General features: G+C 70.2%; 16 protein-coding genes. 12 read left to right on the forward strand and 4 right to left on the reverse strand.

Translation table 11 applies throughout. The features are described from left to right. Nucleotides 1-26: 26 nt before the first annotated feature. From OG758_RS42300 to OG758_RS42315, 4 genes are all read right to left on the reverse strand, one after another. Entirely contained in the window at nucleotides 27-1,037 is a 1,011-nt protein-coding gene (locus tag OG758_RS42300; protein ID WP_326714729.1) for an agmatine deiminase family protein, read from the reverse strand. A 121-nt stretch (nucleotides 1,038-1,158) separates the two neighbouring features. Further along, nucleotides 1,159-2,868, reverse strand: a complete 1,710-nt coding sequence (locus OG758_RS42305; RefSeq protein ID WP_326714730.1) for an urease subunit alpha — start codon at nucleotides 2,866-2,868, stop codon at nucleotides 1,159-1,161. Beyond that, entirely contained in the window at nucleotides 2,865-3,578 is a 714-nt protein-coding gene (gene ureA, locus OG758_RS42310; RefSeq protein WP_326714731.1) for an urease subunit gamma, read from the reverse strand. Before ureA ends, OG758_RS42305 begins: the two co-directional genes overlap by 4 nt. A gap of 224 nt (nucleotides 3,579-3,802) precedes the next feature. Further along, entirely contained in the window at nucleotides 3,803-5,407 is a 1,605-nt protein-coding gene (locus OG758_RS42315; protein WP_326714732.1) for a serine/threonine-protein kinase, read from the reverse strand. A 167-nt stretch (nucleotides 5,408-5,574) separates the two neighbouring features. On the opposite strand from OG758_RS42315, the gene OG758_RS42320 reads away from it, so the two are divergent. The 12 genes from OG758_RS42320 (at nucleotide 5,575) to OG758_RS42375 (ending at nucleotide 17,528) form a co-directional block, all read left to right on the forward strand. Next, nucleotides 5,575-6,132: a TetR/AcrR family transcriptional regulator gene (locus tag OG758_RS42320; protein ID WP_227300213.1), complete on the forward strand. Its 558-nt coding sequence runs from the start codon at nucleotides 5,575-5,577 to the stop codon at nucleotides 6,130-6,132. Between the two features lie 63 nt (nucleotides 6,133-6,195). Then, entirely contained in the window at nucleotides 6,196-6,780 is a 585-nt protein-coding gene (locus OG758_RS42325; protein WP_326714733.1) for a TetR/AcrR family transcriptional regulator, read from the forward strand. 398 nt (nucleotides 6,781-7,178) lie between these two features. Continuing rightward, nucleotides 7,179-8,273 (forward strand): agmatine deiminase family protein, encoded by a 1,095-nt coding sequence (locus OG758_RS42330; protein ID WP_326714734.1) that lies wholly within the window; start codon nucleotides 7,179-7,181, stop codon nucleotides 8,271-8,273. A 186-nt stretch (nucleotides 8,274-8,459) separates the two neighbouring features. Next, nucleotides 8,460-9,605: an agmatine deiminase family protein gene (locus OG758_RS42335; protein ID WP_326714735.1), complete on the forward strand. Its 1,146-nt coding sequence runs from the start codon at nucleotides 8,460-8,462 to the stop codon at nucleotides 9,603-9,605. A 400-nt stretch (nucleotides 9,606-10,005) separates the two neighbouring features. Beyond that, entirely contained in the window at nucleotides 10,006-11,451 is a 1,446-nt protein-coding gene (locus tag OG758_RS42340) for a purine-cytosine permease family protein (RefSeq protein WP_326714736.1), read from the forward strand. A 64-nt stretch (nucleotides 11,452-11,515) separates the two neighbouring features. After that, nucleotides 11,516-12,637: a C45 family peptidase gene (locus OG758_RS42345; RefSeq protein ID WP_326714737.1), complete on the forward strand. Its 1,122-nt coding sequence runs from the start codon at nucleotides 11,516-11,518 to the stop codon at nucleotides 12,635-12,637. A gap of 90 nt (nucleotides 12,638-12,727) precedes the next feature. Then, the gene (locus tag OG758_RS42350) at nucleotides 12,728-13,300 is read left to right on the forward strand and encodes a cysteine hydrolase (RefSeq protein ID WP_326714738.1); all 573 of its coding nucleotides are present in this window, start codon (nucleotides 12,728-12,730) and stop codon (nucleotides 13,298-13,300) included. Between the two features lie 152 nt (nucleotides 13,301-13,452). Further along, complete coding sequence (locus OG758_RS42355) at nucleotides 13,453-13,677, forward strand: hypothetical protein (protein ID WP_326714739.1); 225 nt, start codon at nucleotides 13,453-13,455, stop codon at nucleotides 13,675-13,677. A gap of 144 nt (nucleotides 13,678-13,821) precedes the next feature. Further along, nucleotides 13,822-13,938: a putative leader peptide gene (locus tag OG758_RS42360; RefSeq protein WP_326714740.1), complete on the forward strand. Its 117-nt coding sequence runs from the start codon at nucleotides 13,822-13,824 to the stop codon at nucleotides 13,936-13,938. 74 nt (nucleotides 13,939-14,012) lie between these two features. After that, nucleotides 14,013-15,251: an LLM class flavin-dependent oxidoreductase gene (locus tag OG758_RS42365; RefSeq protein WP_442810387.1), complete on the forward strand. Its 1,239-nt coding sequence runs from the start codon at nucleotides 14,013-14,015 to the stop codon at nucleotides 15,249-15,251. Between the two features lie 21 nt (nucleotides 15,252-15,272). Beyond that, nucleotides 15,273-16,646, forward strand: a complete 1,374-nt coding sequence (locus OG758_RS42370; protein WP_326714741.1) for an NtaA/DmoA family FMN-dependent monooxygenase — start codon at nucleotides 15,273-15,275, stop codon at nucleotides 16,644-16,646. A 90-nt stretch (nucleotides 16,647-16,736) separates the two neighbouring features. Then, the gene (locus tag OG758_RS42375; protein WP_326714742.1) at nucleotides 16,737-17,528 is read left to right on the forward strand and encodes an inositol monophosphatase family protein; all 792 of its coding nucleotides are present in this window, start codon (nucleotides 16,737-16,739) and stop codon (nucleotides 17,526-17,528) included. Nucleotides 17,529-17,530: the final 2 nt, after the last annotated feature.

Raw genomic sequence — 17,530 nt, forward strand, 5'->3', positions numbered from 1 at the left:
GTACGTCGCCGAGGGTGAGGAGCTGCTCAGGCGCGCGGACGCGCGGCGGGGACCTGCTGGGTGATGCAGTGGACACCGCCGCCGCCGTGGGCGATCACGCGCGCGTTCACGCCGACGACCTTGCGCCCTGGACAGGCCTCCGCGATGACTTCCAGGGCCTGCGCGTCCTGAGGCAGCCCGGCGACCGGGACGACCACGCCGCCGTTGGCCACGTAGAAGTTGAGGTAACCGACCTCGACCGGCGCTCCCTCGACCTCGACGAACGCGCTCTGCGGAAGGTCGACGATCTCCAGCGTCCGTCCCGTCGCATCGGGCGTGGCCTCGAGGACCGCCCGGTTGGCGCGCATCCGCGCGTAGTCGGGGTGCTCGGGATCATCGGGGAGCTGTACGACGACCTTGCCGGGGGCGACGAACGCGCAGACGCCGTCCACGTGACCGTCGGTCTCGGTGTCCAGGAGCCCGCCGTACGGAAGCCAGATCACCTTGGTGACACCGAGCCGGGCCTTCAGCTCCGCCTCGATCTCCGCCCTGGTCAGGCCCGGGTTGCGGTTGGGGTGGAGCAGGCACTGCTCGGTGGTGATCAGCGTGCCCTCACCGTCCACGGTGATCGCCCCGCCCTCCAGGATCATCTCGGAGCGGTCGGCCGGAACACCCAGCCGTTCGAGGAGCAGAGCGCTGATCCGGTCGTCGGCGTCGTACGGGTGGTGCTTGCCGCCCCAGGCGTTGAAGCGGAAGTCCACGCCGGCCCGGCGGCCGTCGGGGTCGAGCACGAACAGCGGCGCGGAGTCACGGAACCACGAGTCGTCGGTGGGCAGTTCGATCACCTCGACGTCGTCGCCGCACCGTTCGCGGGCCTCGGCTGCGTGGCCGGGCGGCGCGACCATGGTCACGGGCTCGAACTCGGCGATGGCGCGGGCCACTTCGGCGTACTCACCTTTGACGGTGTCCAGGACGTCGCCCCACAGGTCGGGGCGGGTCGGCCAGGCCATCAGGCAGCGCTCGTGCTCGGTCCACTCGGCGGGCATACGGAAGGTCATCAGGGTTCTCCCTCTCCGGATTCATCCGGGGTTCGCAGCAGGTAGATCTATGACTGAAATTTCAGTCAGGTCATGGGAGCCGAAGAATCTCGGCGGTTTTGCACTCGTCGGTCTCGGTGCGTTACAGGAAGTACAGGCGGTTGAGCGGCACTTCGGACGCCGGCTCCGAGCGGACCGGCGACCCGTCCAGCGTGACGAGGCCGCTGTCGGCGTCGACCCGGACCTCGCCCAGGCGCGCGTTGTTCACCATGTCGGCCGGGCCGATCCCGCGGGTGCCGCGCACGGCCACCCGCCGGCGCCGGGTCGCCAGCGCGTCGTACGGCCGGCCGAAGGAGCCGGACTCGGCGGCGGCCCGGCTGACGAACGCCACCGACAGATCCGCCGCGGTCGCCCCGTGTCCGCCGAACAGCGGGCCGAGGACGAGCGGTTCGCACCGGTCGTCGGCCGCGTTGGGATCACCGGTCACCCCGTAGGCGGGGAAGCCCGCCTTGAGGACCATCTGCGGCTTGGCGCCGAACGAGTCGGGCCACCACAGCACGATGTCCGCGAGCTTTCCGCTCTCGATCGAGCCGACCTCGTGGGACAGGCCATGGGCGATCGCCGGATTGACGGTCAGCTTGGCGATGTAGCGCAGCACGCGCGCGTTGTCGTCGTCGTGTCCGTCGCCCTCCATCGGGCCGAGCTCGGCCTTCATCTTCCCGGCCACGGCGAAGGTGCGGCGCACCGTCTCCCCGGCCCGGCCCATGCCCTGGGCGTCGGACGAGGTGATGCCGATGACCCCGAGGTCGTGGAGCACGTCCTCGGCGCCCATGGTTCCCGCCCGGATCCGGTCCCGCGCCATGGCGGCGTCGCCCGGGAGATCCGGCTGCAGGGCATGCGCGCTGAAGATCATCCCGTAGTGCTCGGCGACCGCGTCCCGGCCGAAGGGGAGGGTCGGATTGGTCGAGGAGCCGATGACATTCCGTACGCCTGCCATCTTCAGCACGTTGGGCACATGACCGCCGCCGCATCCCTCGATGTGGAAGGCGTGGATGGTCCGCCCTTCGAGGACGGCGAGGGTGTCCTCGACCGAGAGGCACTCGTTCAGGCCGTCGGTGTGCAGGGCGACCTGGACGTCGTGCTCCTCGGCGACCCGGAGCGCGGTGTCGAGCGCCCTGGTGTGCGCGCCGAGGTCCTCGTGCACCTTGAAGCCGCAGGCGCCGCCCTCGGCGAGCGCCTCCACCAGGGGTGCCGGGTCGGAGGACGAACCCCGGCCCAGGAAGCCGATGTTGACCGGCCAGGCGTCGAACGCGTTGAACGCGTGCCGCAGCGCCCAGGGCGAGTTGACCCCGACGCCCCAACTGGGCCCGATCTCCTGGCCGATGATCGTGGTGACGCCGGAGGCGAGCGATGCCTCCATGATGCGCGGCGACAGCAGGTGTACGTGCGTGTCGATCGCACCCGCCGTGGCGATCATGCCCTCTCCGGAGACGATCGTCGTCCCGGTGCCGACCACGACATCAACGTCGGCCAGGGTGTCCGGGTTGCCCGCGCGGCCGACCGAGGCGATGCGCCCCTCCCGGATGCCGATCGACGTCTTGCGGATGCCCTGCGCCGCGTCGATCACGAGCACGTTGCTGATGACGACATCGCAGGTCTCACGGACGGCGGCGGCCTTCAGATGCAGTCCGTCGCGGGCGGTCTTGCCGAAGCCGGCCAGGAACTCGTCCCCCGGGGCCTGGGAGTCGGACTCGACCCGTACGACGAGTCCGGTGTCGCCGAGGCGGACCCGGTCGCCGGCGCGCGGGCCGTGCACGGCGGCGTACTCCTGCGGATCGATGGTGGTGCTCACGGTGAAGCCTCCTGGTCGTCGTCGGGCCTGACGCCGAGATATCCGCAGGCGGCCGCGCGGATCAGCGCGTCGCGACGGGCGCCCGGCGCGTCCAGCGGTCCGTCGACCAGGCCGGCGAACCCGATCACGACGCGGTCGCCGCCGATGGGGACGAGCCCGACCTCGCTCTCGGAGCCCGGCGCGAACCGGGTGGACGCGCCGGCCGGCATGGCCAGACGCATCCCGAAGGCGGCGGCCCGGTCGAAGTCCAGGCGGGGGTTGGCTTCGAAGAAGTGGAAGTGCGAGGTGACGCTGATCGGGACGGAGGCGGTGTTACGGACGGTGACGGTCCGGACCGGCGCGGGCTGCCCGGCCGGTGCCTCCGCCGCGGGCAGGACGGCGCCGGGCGCCTGCGCCCCCAGGCTGCCGCCGCCGAACGGATCGCTGACCACGGCCAGCCGGGTCCCGTCGTCGAAGACCGCCTCGACGTGGATCTCGGTGACCACATCGGGCACGCCCGGCAGGACGTCGTCGGGCCCGAGGGCCTTGCGTGCGGCGGCGACGGCCTCCGCGAGGCGGGCGCCGTCACGGGCGGCCTCGCACGCGGTGTCGGCGATGAGTGCGGTCGCCTCGGGCACGTTCAGACGGAGACCGCGGGCGCGTCGGGCGCGGGCCAGTTCAGCGGCACCGAACAGCAGCAGCCGGTCGCGCTCCGTCGGGGTCAGCCGCATACCGGCGGCTCCGCGGATCTGCCCTGGGTGGGCTCGTGGGCGGTGGAGTCGTCGAAGTGCATGGTGGTGAGTCGCTCTCTGTGGCGGTTCATCTGGTGCTGACCTGAAGATGTCACTGACTGAAAATTCAGTCAAGACGCAGAACGGGACTTCTACGAGCATTCGCCGGGCGGGGTCGCCGGACGGTCCGGCGCAGGCCCGTCGGACGGTCCGGCGGCCGTTCGTCAGTCGGTCCGGCGGTAGTGACGGACGGAGACCGTCACGGACTCGCTCGTCGTCGGTGCATCGATGAGATGCACGATCGCGATGTCTTTGCCGTTCGCGCTGCGGATGCAGAACGGACGCCATTCCTCCAGGTCGTCGAACTTCAGCGTGGTCACCGGCTCGCTGTCGATTCCCTCCTCGCAGCCGCCGGGGGAGAGCGTGTCGTCGTAGGCGATGTAGGCGTCGCTGTCGTCGGGGAACTCGAATGCGTCGGCGGTGCGCGCCAGATACCAGGCGGCGGTGGACTCGGGGGCGACCGTGCCGTTGCGGAGGTCGAACTCGTAGCTCGGGTCGGGGGAGGTCAGCTCGGTCTCGGCGTACACCTGCCGGTATCCGGCACCTGGTGAGGCGGTCGACTTCGAGGGCGGTGAAGAGTGCGGCCGCGACGGTGGGGCCGAGCCCCGGTCGCGCCCGCCGGGGCCGTTCGCCTTCGACGGGTCCCCGGTCGAGTCGCTCAGGCGGTAGGCCGCCGCTCCGGCGACCAGGACGGCCACTGTCACCGTCGGCACGACCCAGCGGCGGCGCCTCCCGCGCCGGGCCGGCGCAGGTGGAGGTGCGGGCTGCGCGCTGACGGCGGTGTCCGTGCGGGCCGGGGCCGTGGGGGTGGCCGTCATCGTGGGCTGCGCGTATGACGGCTGGAGTGGTTCGGGCAGATCGCTGCGGCCGGCTATGTCGGCACGGATCGGGTGCGGCAGCCAGCCGTCGGTGAACCGCAGTTGCGCACCCGCGGCCGGATGGTGGCGCACGGCCTCGATCAGGGCGCCGGTGGTGGGCCGATCCTCGGGGTTCTTCGCCAGGCACTGCCACAGCAGGTTCCGCAGTTCGGGCGGTACGCGCGTGAGGTCGGGCTGTTCGTGCACCACTCGGTACAGGGCCGCGGACTCGGGGCCGCCGCCGAAGGGGGGCGCGCCGCATACCGCGTACACCGCGAGCGCCCCGAGCGCGAAGACGTCCGTTGCGGACGTGGCGGCTGCGCCCAGGGCCTGCTCGGGGGCCATGAAGGCGGGTGTGCCGATCTGCAGGCCCGCGCTGGTGAGCGCGACGGCGTCGGCGGCCCTGGCGATGCCGAAGTCGATCACCCGTGGGCCGTCGGAGGCCAGCAGTACGTTGGCGGGCTTGAGGTCGCGGTGGACCACGCCGGCGGCGTGGATCGCCTGGAGCGCCTCGGCGATGCCGGCCATGAGCAGCAGCACCGTCGGAACGGGCAGCGGGCCGTGCCGGTGGACCACCTCGTGCAGCGAGGGGCCCGGCACATAGGCGGTGGCCAGCCAAGGTGTCGCGGCGTCGGTGCCGGAGTCGATCACCGGAGCCGTGTACAGGCCGTGGACGCGCTGCGTGTTCGTCACTTCCTGGGCGAACCGGTGGCGGAAGGCGGTGTCCCCGGCGAGCTCGGGGCGTACCGCCTTGAGGGCGACCGGCCGGCCTCCGGGTGTGAAGGCCAGGTAGACATGGCCCATGCCGCCCGAGCCGAGCCGGGCGTACAGCCGGTAGCCGCCGATCTCGTGCGGATCGTCCGCGGACAGGGCCTGGAAGGCGGGTGGCGCGGCGCGTCGGTCGGAGGTCATGCGGTGGCTCTCTCGGGGTGTGACGGACAGGGGGCCGCGTGCGGCACGCGCGGGGAGGGGGTGGGACTGCATGGTGCCCGTGACTGAAGTTTCAGTCAATATGAGGTGAGGTTCAGCCGCCGAAAGCAGTTAGGGTAGGAATCGTGGGCGACCGTAGAACAGCGATCATGGAGGCAGCCGCGCGGGTCATCGCCCGCCGCGGAGTGCGCGGGCTGCGGGTGGAGGAACTGGCCGCCGAGGCCGGGGTGTCCACCGCGCTCATCTACTACCACTTCAAGGACCGCGCCGGGATCCTGCGCCGGACCCTGGAGTTCATCAATGACCGCGCAGAGCGCTACACCACGGAGCGCGACGCGGACGCCGAGCCCTTGACCCCGCGTCAGGAGCTGGAGCGCACCCTTCTCCTGGAACTCCAGGACGATCCGGTCGTACGCGAGAACAGCACGGCGTGGGGCGAGCTGCGTGCCAGCGCCATCTTCGACCCCGATCTGCGGGAGGACCTGGCCAGGGCGACGTTGGTCTGGGTGCAGGAAATCTCCGAACTGCTCGGCCAGGTACGGCCGATGGCCACAGTTACCACCCTCGCCACCTCCGCCGAGCGGCTGACGCTCCTGGTGGAGGGCATCAGTATGCGCTGGCTCAGCGGCATCCTCCCGCTGGAGCACGCCCGCGAGCTGATGCTGGACGCCGTCGACGCCGAACTGGGGCGACTGGAGCGCCGGTAGGTGTGGCCCGCCCCGGCGGTGTGCGTCGCGCCGGCGCCCTGACCTGCTGGTTACAGTACGGGCGTGAGTACTCGACGCGCCAAACTGCTGGAAGCCACCTGCCGAGTGATCGCCCTGCGGGGAGTGAGAGGACTGCGGGTCGAGGAGGTCGCCGCCGAGGCGGGCGTGTCCAAGACCCTGATCTACTACCACTTCCGTGACCGGTCGGGCCTGGTCACGAGCGCGCTGGAGTACGTCAACGACCGCGCCGAAGGGTATGCGGGCGTCTCCGACGACGATGACGCCCCCGTCCGCGAGCTGCTGCTCCGCCTGCTGGCCGGAGAGTTCCAGGACGACCGGGCCGTGCGGGAGAACTCCGCGGTGTGGGGCGAGGTGCGAGCGGCGGCCACCTTCGACGAGGGGCTGCGGCCTGTCCTGGCGACGCTGACCGAACGCTGGCTCGTCGAGCTGGCGGAGGTGATCGAGGACGGTCAGGACGAGGGTGACATCCCGGCCTCGGTGGACTCGCGCGCCGCCGCGGTCCGGCTGACATCGCTGGTGGAGGGGCTGAGCGGACGCTGGCTCGCCGGCCTGCTCACCACCGCCGAGGCCAGGTCACATGTGGCCGCCGCTCTGGAGCGCGAGCTGCTGCCCGATGCCCAGGGCTGATCTGACCCGCAAGGCTGATCCGCTGGACTGATCCGCTGGACTGTACGAAGAAGCGTCGAGCCTCACCGGTTCGCTGGACGCGCAGAGCCCGGCGCGGTTCTTTGACTGAAAATCCAGTCAGTGTCACAATGGGGGTATGGTGACACCGAGCCGCTCGGCTCACTCCCTGCCCCGGGCGCGTCCTGCGGCCCGGGGGATACGGGTGAGTGCGGCAGCCGCGTAGGCGTCGCAGGCCGACGGCTCCCGTCATGACGTGGCGTGAACGGTGATCGCCGCAGAGGCTTCCGGCTCGCCCCATGCGCGGAACCGGCAGGTTCCCCGTCGCCGACCGCCGCTCTCCTGGCGATTCCTGTGCCTCAACAGCCGCTCAATACACAGCACTTGATGTGGAGCCCCTCATGAATGAACCTCCCCTGGGCAGGCGTCTGCTCGACGCGGTCTTCGGGGCGAGCCCCTCGCGTCAGGCCGGCTACGACAACACGGCCGATGATGGATGGCACGTACCGGCGGACGACGTCCCGCACGTGCGGACCTGGATGTCCTGGCCGGCGAGCAGATCCATCTGGGGCCGCCAGCTGTCCGGAGTCCAGCAGGACATCGCCCTCATCGCCCGCACGGTCGCCGCCTACGAGCCCGTCATCATGTGTGCCCCGGACGAGGACACCGCCGAGGCCGCCCGGGCCGCCTGTGGGCGGGACGTGACCGTCATCACCTCGATCCCCACCGACGACCTCTGGACGCGCGACACCTGCGCCGTCTTCCGGCGCGACGGCCGGGGAAACCGTGACGCCGTAGGCCTCAACTTCAACGGGTGGGGCCACAAGCAGACCCATCGGGACGACGCCGCCGTGGCCGAATGGGTCGCCGAGTTCAATGAACTCGACTTCGAACGGGCGGACTTCGTCGGCGAAGGCGGGTCGATCGAGACCGACGGTGACGGGACGGTGATGGCCACCGAGAGCAGCCTCGTCAACAAGAACCGCAACCGCGGAATGAGCCGGACGGAAATCGAGGAGGCGGTACTGCACGCGTACGGCGCCGAAAAGATGATCTGGGTCCCCGGTGTCCGCGGCCGGGACATCACCGACAACCACATCGACGTCACGTCCCGCTTCATCCGTCCCGGCGTCGTCATGGTGCAGATGCCGCCCGGCGACAGGGGAGACGTCTGGGCCCGCGACGCGCGCGAACAGTTCGCGATCATGTCCGGCGCGACCGACGCCCGGGGGAGAAGACTCCAGGTCATCCAGGTCGACGGCCCCGACACCGTCCGCTCGCGCAGCTCTCAGTTCGTCGACTCGTACCTCAACTTCCATGTCGTCAACGGCGCAGTCATCACAGCCCAGTTCGGGGACCGGGCGAAGGACCACGCCGCCCGCCAGGCCCTCTCCGACGCGTTCCCCGGGCGCGAGGTGATCCAGCTCGATGTCGACCGTCTCATGGGCGGAGGCGGCGGCATCCACTGCTCCACCATGCACGAACCCGTGCCGTAGACCCCACACGCACGCAGGTAACCGAAAACTCTTCCAGATACCTAGATGCCTGAAAGCGCGCCCAGACAGCCGAAAAGGCAACCGGCGTCGGATATTTCTGTCCCCAGGGCCCCACGATTCAGGATCCAGCAATCCTGAAAGTGGCCCGTCAGCTGAATTCCGGAGTTCCCAGTGCCCCACCCCCCCATGTCCCGTCGCAGCGCCCTGCGTTCCTTCGCGGGTCTCGGCGCCCTCGCCCTCGGAGCCGCGGCCTGCAATCCCGGCGACGAACTGACCTCCTCCGCGTCCTCGTCCTCCGGGAGCGGGGCGAAGGCTTCGGGTCGCAGGTTCGGCGCGGAGTGGGACAGTCACACCCGTACGTTCATGTCCTGGCCCGCGCTGGAATCGGTGTGGTTCGAGGACCTGCCCGCCGTGCGCGCCGACATCGCTCGCGTGGCGCGGGCCGTGGCGGAGTACGAGGCGGTGGTGCTCATGGCGCGGCCGGAACAGGTCGACGCCGCCCAGAGTGCCTGCGGTTCTCAGGTCGAGGTCATCCCTCTTGAGGTGGACGACTTGTGGGCGCGGGACATCGTCCCGGTGTTCGTCGAGGAGTCCGACGGCCGTCTGCTGGGCGTCGACTTCAACTTCAACGGCTGGGGCGACAAGCAGGAGCACCGCAATGACGCGCAGGTCGGCCGGCTCCTGTTGAAGAAGTACGACATCGCCCGCTCGAAGGCCCCGCTCGTCGCCGAGGGCGGCTCCTTCGAGACCGACGGCGAGGGCACCCTGCTCGTCACCGAGAGCTCAGTGGTCAACAAGAACCGCAACCCCGGGAAGAACCGCGACCGGATCGAGGCCGAGCTCAAGAGCACTCTGGGCGTCGAGAAGGTGCTCTGGCTGGCCGGAGTACGCGGCCAGGACATCACCGACGCGCACGTCGACAGCCTCGTCAGGTTCACCGCGCCGGGGGTCGTCCTCGTGGACCAGGCGTTCCCCGGCAGCCCGCCGGACGTCTGGTCGCGCTCGGCGGACCAGGCCAGGTCGGTCCTCAAGAAAGCCACGGACGCCCGCGGCAAGCGCCTGGAAGTCATCGACCTGCCCCAGCCGGACCTCGACAGGATCACCGGCACCGGCGACGACTTCGTGTCGACCTACGCGAACTTCTACGTCGCCAATGGCGCCGTTTTCATGCCGCGCTTCGGTGACACCCGGGCCGACGACCGCGCGAAGGGCATCCTCCAGGACCACTTCCCGACGCGCGACATCGTGCCCGTGAAGATCGACACCATCGCGGGTGGCGGCGGCGGAATCCACTGCTCGACCCACGACCAGCCGGGCAAGCCGGCCGCGTAACCCCACCCCACGCACGGGGCCGCCAGGTCCGGGACGAGCCGTCGCACGCCGAGCGGCAGACGTCGGCTCGTTTCGCTGCTTGGCGGCCCCGGCGGCCCCGGCGGCCCCGGCGGCCCCGGCGGCTATGGCAGGCCGGGCCGCCAGGCAGCTCTCGCTCGCGCCTCCGTCGTCGCGGTCCGTGAGGTGACTGTCGTCCTGGCGGGCGTCGGGGCTGCGGCGCCCATCGGGGTCCGGCTGCCTCCTGAACATGGCTTATCGACGGTGCGGCTGCCGTTGTATCGCGAACGTATTTCCGGTGAACCCTTGACGTCTCGCGACCCTCCGCTATTAGATCTGCTCTATTGGGCATGCGGCCAATAGGGTCGATCGGTCATGCCGTGACGCTTCAAGGGAGGACGCGATGGCGACCAGAGACCTGACAGCCACCGCCGGCAGTGACGCGGCCACGGGCGTGGAACAGGCCGGACAGCTGGAAGCGCACGGGATCGACTACATCCCGGAGGAGGAGCGGCACGGCCGACCCCGGGAGCTGTTCGCGGTGTGGGCGGCGCCCAACGTCAGCTACCTGAGTCTGGTCGTGGGCGCGGCACTGGTCCTGATGGGCCTCACCCTCGGACAGGCCTTGGCGGTGATCGTCACCGGCAACCTGCTGTGGGCGCTCACCGGAGTCCTGGCCGTCAGCGGGCCGGCCGCCGGCACCACGGGCTCGGTCATCTCCCGTGCCATGTACGGAGTCCTCGGGAACAAGGCCGTCATCGCGCTCACGGGCTGGCTGATCTCCGCCGCCTATCTGGCGCTGAACTGGTCCGCGGCCTCGGTCGCCGCGTTCGGGCTCGCCCGGCGGCTCGGCGCTCCCGACAGCCCCGTGCTCGACGGCGTCATCATCTGCGGCATCGCCGCGGCCACCCTCGTGGTCAGCGTGTACGGCCACGCCACGATCGTGCGTCTGTACTCCGTGCTGAGTGTCGCCCTCACCGTCGTGTTCGTCGTCGTGAGCGGCTACGTTCTGGGACACACCGACTGGTCCTACCGGCCCGCCGAGCCACTGCACGGCGCCCAGCTCTGGGTGACGCTCGTCGGCGGCTTCGCGATCATCGCGTCCACCCCGCTCTCGTACAGCAACAGCCCTGACCTTGCGCGATACCTGCCGCGCGACAGCAAGCCGATGGCGGTGGCGGGGTGGACGGCGCTCGGGGCCTTCCTGCCGAGCGTGCTCTTCACCGGCGTCGGCGCCCTGGCCGCCACCACGCTCGACATGAGTGACCCGGAAGCGGCGCTCGAGGGCATCCTCCCGAGCTGGTTCATCCCGGTGTTCGTCATCGCGGTCGTCCTCAACACCGTCGCCAACAACGGCCTGACCGCGTACAGCGCGGGTCTCACCCTCCAGTCCATCGGCGTGCGCCTCGGCCGGATCCGGGCCGTTCTGATCATCGGCATCCTGGCCACGGCGATGACCCTGTACGCCCTCCTCGTCTTCGACTTCCTGACCAGCGTGAACACCATGCTCGAACTCGTAGTCGTGGTCACTGGACCCGCCGTCGGCGTGTACGTCGCCGACATCTGGATCTGTCGCAACCGCTACGACGGCCCGCAACTCCTCGACGAGCGGCGTGGCAGCCCGTTCTGGTACGACGCGGGCGTGCACCGGGCGGGAGTGGCCGGGTTCCTCGCCGGTGCTCTCGCCGGAGTCCTCTGCGTGAGTACGAGTTTCTGGACCGGCCCCGTCTCATCGTTGCTCGGCGGCGCGAATCTGTCACTCGTCGCGGGACTCGTGGTCTCCGCCGTCATGTACGGGGCGTCGGGGCGCACCCGGCGCCGCACGGTGACCCGTGAACCGGGCGCGTGACCGACGCGCGGCAGCCACATCCCCACGCCACGACATCCCCCCACCCTCCGAGGAGAACGCCGTCATGATCGCCCGCCCCGCCGAACGCCTCCACGTCGAGGTCGCGTCGTCCGACCCGTTCGCGCGCGGAGCCTCCCGCGGTGAGCGACTGCGCGACACCATCCCCGGAGGGATCGCCGCGTACGACCGCCTTTTCCACCTCGGCGGCATCGGCCCGCAGCAGGTCCGCGACGACGCCGAGCGCGCTCTCGACACCATCGACGCGTTCCACCCCCATGCGCGGGCGGAGATCGAGGGCATCGCCCACGGCGCCGGAGTCGACGTCTGGCGCATCGCGGCACTCAACGCACGCACCGAAATACTCGCCCGCAGCGCCACCGTCCCACCCGGCGAATGCTCGACGATCGTCCGCCGCACGCGTGGCGCAGCCGGCACCGTCGACACCTTCGGCATCCAGACCTGGGACTGGCATGTCGAGCTGAACCCCTACTGGCACACCCTGGAATCCCGCGGCGGCACCCACGACGTGGTCGGCCTCACCGAGCACGGCATCCTCGGCAAGATCGGCATCAACAGCGCAGGCCTCGCACTGCACTTCAACATCCTCGGTCACCGCCGAGACGGCGTCGGCGGCGTCCCCATGCACGTCCTGGCCGCCGTCGTCCTGGAGGAAGCGGGGAGCGTGGCGGAAGCCGTGGAAATCGTGCGCGGAGCTCCGATCGCCTCGTCGGGATCGTTCGCCCTCTTCGACACCTCCGAGGCCGTACTCCTCGACCTGAGTCCCGGGGGTGTGTTCGCGGTGGAATCCGACCGGGGCACGCTCGTGCGCACCAACCACTTCCTCACGCCGGCCCTTGCGGCCGGGGAGAAGACGTGGCTCTACCAGCCTGATTCCGGCGAGCGCTACGACCTGATCCGCAAGCGCCTGACGCCCACCGCTCTGCCGCAGTCGCCCGACGGCCTTGTCGGTCTCCTCGTATCGGGGGAGGGCGAGGCGGCCCTCACCTGCCTGCCCGACATGAACCTTCCCGAGGGACAGCGGTGGGCAAGCCTGGCCACGGTCATCCTAGAACCGGCCACGAGCACGGCCCGCATCCTGGACGGCACACCGGCCGATTCCGGCTCACGGCCCTGGCGCCACCTCGCGGCACAGCGTGGCTCGGATTCCGGATCCGGTACGCGGTGAACTCTTCGCAGCACTGGACCCTGCTTCCCAAACTCTTCTGATTCCATGGAGCCCCGCTCAAGGGCACCTGTGAGGGAAGGGACAGCAAGCATGGTGAAGGCGAACAGCGCTCTGCTCGTGATGGACATCCAGCGGGACGTCGTCCGGATCGCCGACGACGGGTCCGGCTATCTGGCTCGCCTGAAAGGGGCGATCGCCGGCGCCCGCGCGGCGGGTATCCCCGTCATCTACGTGGTCATGCGGCTCCGGCCGGGTCAGCCCGAAGCCAGCCCGCGCAACAGGACGCTCGCCACCGTTCTGCAGGCGGGCCTGTTCACCGACGGAGCTCACGGCACCGAGATCCACGACGATGTGGCGCCCCGGCCGGGCGACATCGTGGTCACCAAGAGACGGGCGAGCGCGTTCTCGGGCAGCGACCTCGACCTGGTGCTCAGGGCTCGCGACATCAACAGCCTTGTCCTGGCGGGCATCGCGACCAGCGGCGTGGTGCTGCACACCCTGTGCCAGGCCAACGACCTGGACTTCGGCCTCACCGTCCTGTCGGACGCCTGCCTCGACCTCGACCCGGAGGTGCACCGGGCCCTCATCGGGAAGCTGTTCCCGCAGTGGGCGGAGGTCGTCACCGTCGAGGACTGGGTCGGTTCCCTGACGCCGAGCGGCTGATGTCGCAGGTCGCATCTCGCAGGTCAACTCACCGGCGGAATCCCGCAGTCGGGCAGATGACCCCTGTCCGGGGTGTCAGGCGCGCTACCGGGCGGTAGGGTGATCATGCCGCCTCGTTCGGGGTGGGCGGACGGACTCGGGGGAGTACGAACATGGCCAAGCCGGTACGCGCGTCGCTGGGGGAGATGTGGATCACCTGCCAGGTCTGCGGCAGCGAACTCTTCCGTGAGCGGGGCATCAAGCTCAACAGCACCGGCATGGAGTTCATGAAGCTGGCGTGGGCGGACGAGACAGCGACGGGCCTGATCTGTTGGAAGTGCGGATACGTGCACCTCTTCGTGAACCGTGAGATCCGGCTTCATCGCGCCGAGGACTGACCCGGCGAGGGGAGCCGTAGCCCTCCCCGGTACCAACACGATCGGTTCCGTGCGAGATCCGGGCCGGAAGTGGGAACAGACGGCGGGGGCGGACCGTTCTTGCTGACAATGCAGTGTGTACTGGCGATGAGGGGGAGGGCGGTCATGACCCAGGTGTCCCGCCTGTGCGCCATGGTCCTCGCCCCGTACCGCCCGGTGCACCTGTACACGCGCGCCCATATCGACCTCCAGCGCGTCGCCGGCGCGCTCTGTTGTTCCTGATCGGATTCTCCGCCGTCGCACCCTCCGCCTGAGGGTCGCTCATCTCGTACGGTCGATCAGGAAGGCACCCTTTCGTGTCCTCGTCTTCTTTGCCGCCCTCTTCAACTCCCGTGCTGCATCTCGCCGTTGCCCTCGACGGCGCCGGCTGGCACCCGGCTGCCTGGCGTGAGCAGGTGTCCCGGCCTCGGGAGCTGTTCACCGCCCGCTACTGGGCCGACCTCGTCCAGGAGGCCGAGCGCGGGCTGCTCGACTTCGTGACCATCGAGGACGGACTCGGGCCCCAGTCCTCGCACTTCGCCGAGCCCGACGCCCGCACCGACCAGGTCCGCGGGCGCCTCGACGCCGTCCTCATCGCCGCCCGCGTCGCCCCGCTCACCCGGCACATAGGTCTCGTACCGACCGTGGTGGCCACACACACGGAGCCGTTCCACATATCCAAGGCGATCGCCACGTTGGACTATGTCAGCTCCGGGCGTGCGGGACTGCGCGTACAGGTCTCGGTACGCCGGAACGAGGCCGCGCACTTCGGACGCCGTACGTTCCCCGCCCTCCGCATCGAGGACCTGGACAGCCCGGAGGCGAAGGAGCTGACGGGCGACCTCTTCGACGAGGCCGCCGACCACATCGAAGTGGTGCGGCGGCTGTGGGACAGCTGGGAGGACGACGCGGAGATCAGGGACGTCGCCACCGGCCGCTTCATCGACCGCGACAAGCTGCACTACATCGACTTCGAGGGCAGGCACTTCAGCGTCAAGGGCCCCTCGATCACCCCCAGGCCGCCCCAGGGCCAGCCGGTCGTCAGCGCCCTGGCCCACCAGAGCGTGCCGTTCCAACTCGTCGCGCGTTCCACCGACATCGGATTCGTGACCCCGCACGACGCGGACCAGGCGCGTGCCGTCGTCGACGAGATCCGTACGGCGCAGGCCGCGGCCGGACGGGCGGACGAGTCCGTCCATGTCTTCGGTGACCTGGTGGTGTTCCTGGACGACGACCCGGCCGCGGCGGCGGCACGGCGCGAACGGCTCGACGGCCTGGCGGGCTACACGTACACCAGTGACGCCCGGATCTTCGCGGGTACTCCCGCTCAACTGGTCGATCTGCTGCAGGAGTTGCAGCAGGCGGGTCTCACCGGATTCCGGCTGCGTCCCGGCGTCGTCGGCCATGACCTGCCCGCGATCACTCAGGGGCTCGTCCCCGAGCTGCAGCGGCGCGGAGCGTTCCGGAGTGCGTACGAGGCCGACACCCTGCGCGGGCTCCTCGGGCTCACGCGCCCCGCCAACCGCTACGCCGCCACCGCCACCGCCACCGTCTGAGCCGGAGGGACCACCGACACCATGCCTCGCAAGCAGATCCACCTCGCGGCCCACTTCCCGGGCGTCAACAACACCACCGTGTGGAGCGACCCGAAGGCCGGCAGCCACGTCGAGTTCAGTTCCTTCGCGCACTTCGCGCAGACCGCCGAGCGGGCCAAGTTCGACTTCCTGTTCCTGGCCGAGGGGCTGCGCCTGCGTGAACAGGGCGGTGAGATCTACGACTTGGACGTCGTGGGGCGGCCCGACACCTTCACGATCCTCACCGCGCTCGCCGCGGTCACCGAGCGCCTCGGGCTGACCGGCACCATCAACTCCACCTTCAACGAGCCCTATGAGGTCGCCCGCCAGTTCGCCAGCCTCGACCACCTCTCGGACGGGCGTGCCGCGTGGAATGTCGTCACCTCCTGGGACGCGTTCACCGGCGAGAACTTCCGGCGCGGCGGGTTCCTGCCGCAGGACGAGCGGTACTCGCGCGCCAAGGAGTTCCTGACCACCGCGAGCGAGCTGTTCGACTCCTGGCACGGGGACGAGATCGTCGCCAACCGGGCGAGCGGTACCTTCCTGCGCGACGCCCAGGCCGGAGCCTTCGTCCACCAGGGACAGCACTTCGACATCAGCGGGCAGTTCAACGTCCCCCGCAGCCCGCAGGGCCGCCCGGTGATCTTCCAGGCCGGTGACTCCGACGAGGGGCGCGAGTTCGCGGCGTCGAGCGCCGACGCGATCTTCAGCCGGTACAGCGCCCTCAAGGAAGGGCAGGCGTTCTACACGGACGTCAAGGGCCGCCTCGCCCGCCACGGCCGTACGCCCGACCAGCTCCTGATCCTGCCCGCCGCGACGTTCGTACTCGGCGAGAGTGACGCCGAGGCGGCGGAACTGGCCCGCGAGGTACGCCGCCAGCAGGTCAGCGGCGCCACCGCGATCAAGCACCTGGAGTTCGTCTGGAACCGTGACCTGTCCGGCTACGACCCGGACGGACCGCTCCCCGACATCGACCCCGACCTCGGCGAGCACACCATCGCACGCGGCCGAGCCCAGGTCCGCATGTACCGCGACCCGCTGGCCACGGCCCGCGAGTGGCGGGAGCGCGCGGCCGCCAACAAGTGGTCGATCCGCGATCTCGTCATCGAGACCGGCAACCGCCAGTCCTTCGTCGGCTCCCCGGCCACGGTCGCCGAGACCATCGACGAGTTCGTCCAGGCGGACGCGGCCGACGGCTTCATCCTCGTCCCGCACATCACCCCCGGCGGCCTCGACGTCTTCGCCGACACGGTCGTTCCGCTGCTCCAGGAACGCGGGGTGTACCGCACGGAGTACGAGGGCAGCACCCTGCGCGACCACCTGGGCCTGACGGAGCCGAGCGCTCTGGAAGCCGGGACCCGCCGAGTGGCGTCGTAACGACCCGTCCACCACGCGATCCGCACCAGTGCCGGAGCCGGCGGTGGCCTTCCGCCGCCGTCTCCGGCGCCGCCCGATACTCTGCACCGCGTGATCAACTCATCTGCGAGTTCTGACGATTCCGCGGTCGCGACAGCCGCGGCGAGTGCCGGTGCCGACGTGGTGCGCAGCCTGTACGGGCGACGCCTCACCCGCATCGACAAGGGCGCGGGAGACTTCGCCACCGCCGCCGACGTGGAGGCCGAGAAGGCCATTGTCGACTTCATCCGCGCCGCCCGCCCCGACGACGCGGTGGTCGGTGAGGAAGGCGGGCAGCAGGGTACGGCCGATGCCGCGCGCCAATGGCTGGTGGACCCGTTGTGCGGCACGCTGAACTACGCCGCCGGCAGCATGCTCGTTGCCGTCAACGTGGCGCTGCGCGACGGGGCGGCGGCGGTGGCCGACCCGTTCAGCGGCGAGGTGTTCTTCACGGACGGGACGAGCGCGTGGGTGCGGCGTGACGGGGTGGACGAGCCGCTGGCCCCGACGTCCGCCACTTCGCTGGTGGACGTCAATCTGGACCCGCCGTTCATCAACCGGCCCGGCTTCAGGGCCGTTGACCTGCTGGCCCACCCCGCGTTCGTCGAGCGGTTCCGGCCGCGGGTCGTGTCGACGACGCTGGCGCTGACCTGGGTCGCGGCCGGCAGGCGCGCCGCGTACGTCACCGATGGCGCCGACCTCATCGGGAGTGTGCACTTCGCCGCAGGCATCGCACTGTGCCGGGCCGCCGGCTGCGTCGTCACCGGGATCGACGGCGCCCCGGCCGGGGCTGGGGGGCGGGGACTTGTGGTGGCCGCCGATGCCGAGACCCATGGGCAGTTGATGTCGATGATCCGCAGCTGAGA

It is taken from the genome of Streptomyces sp. NBC_01474, from assembly GCF_035918215.1.
Taxonomy (GTDB): Bacteria; Actinomycetota; Actinomycetes; order Streptomycetales; family Streptomycetaceae; genus Streptomyces; species Streptomyces aureus.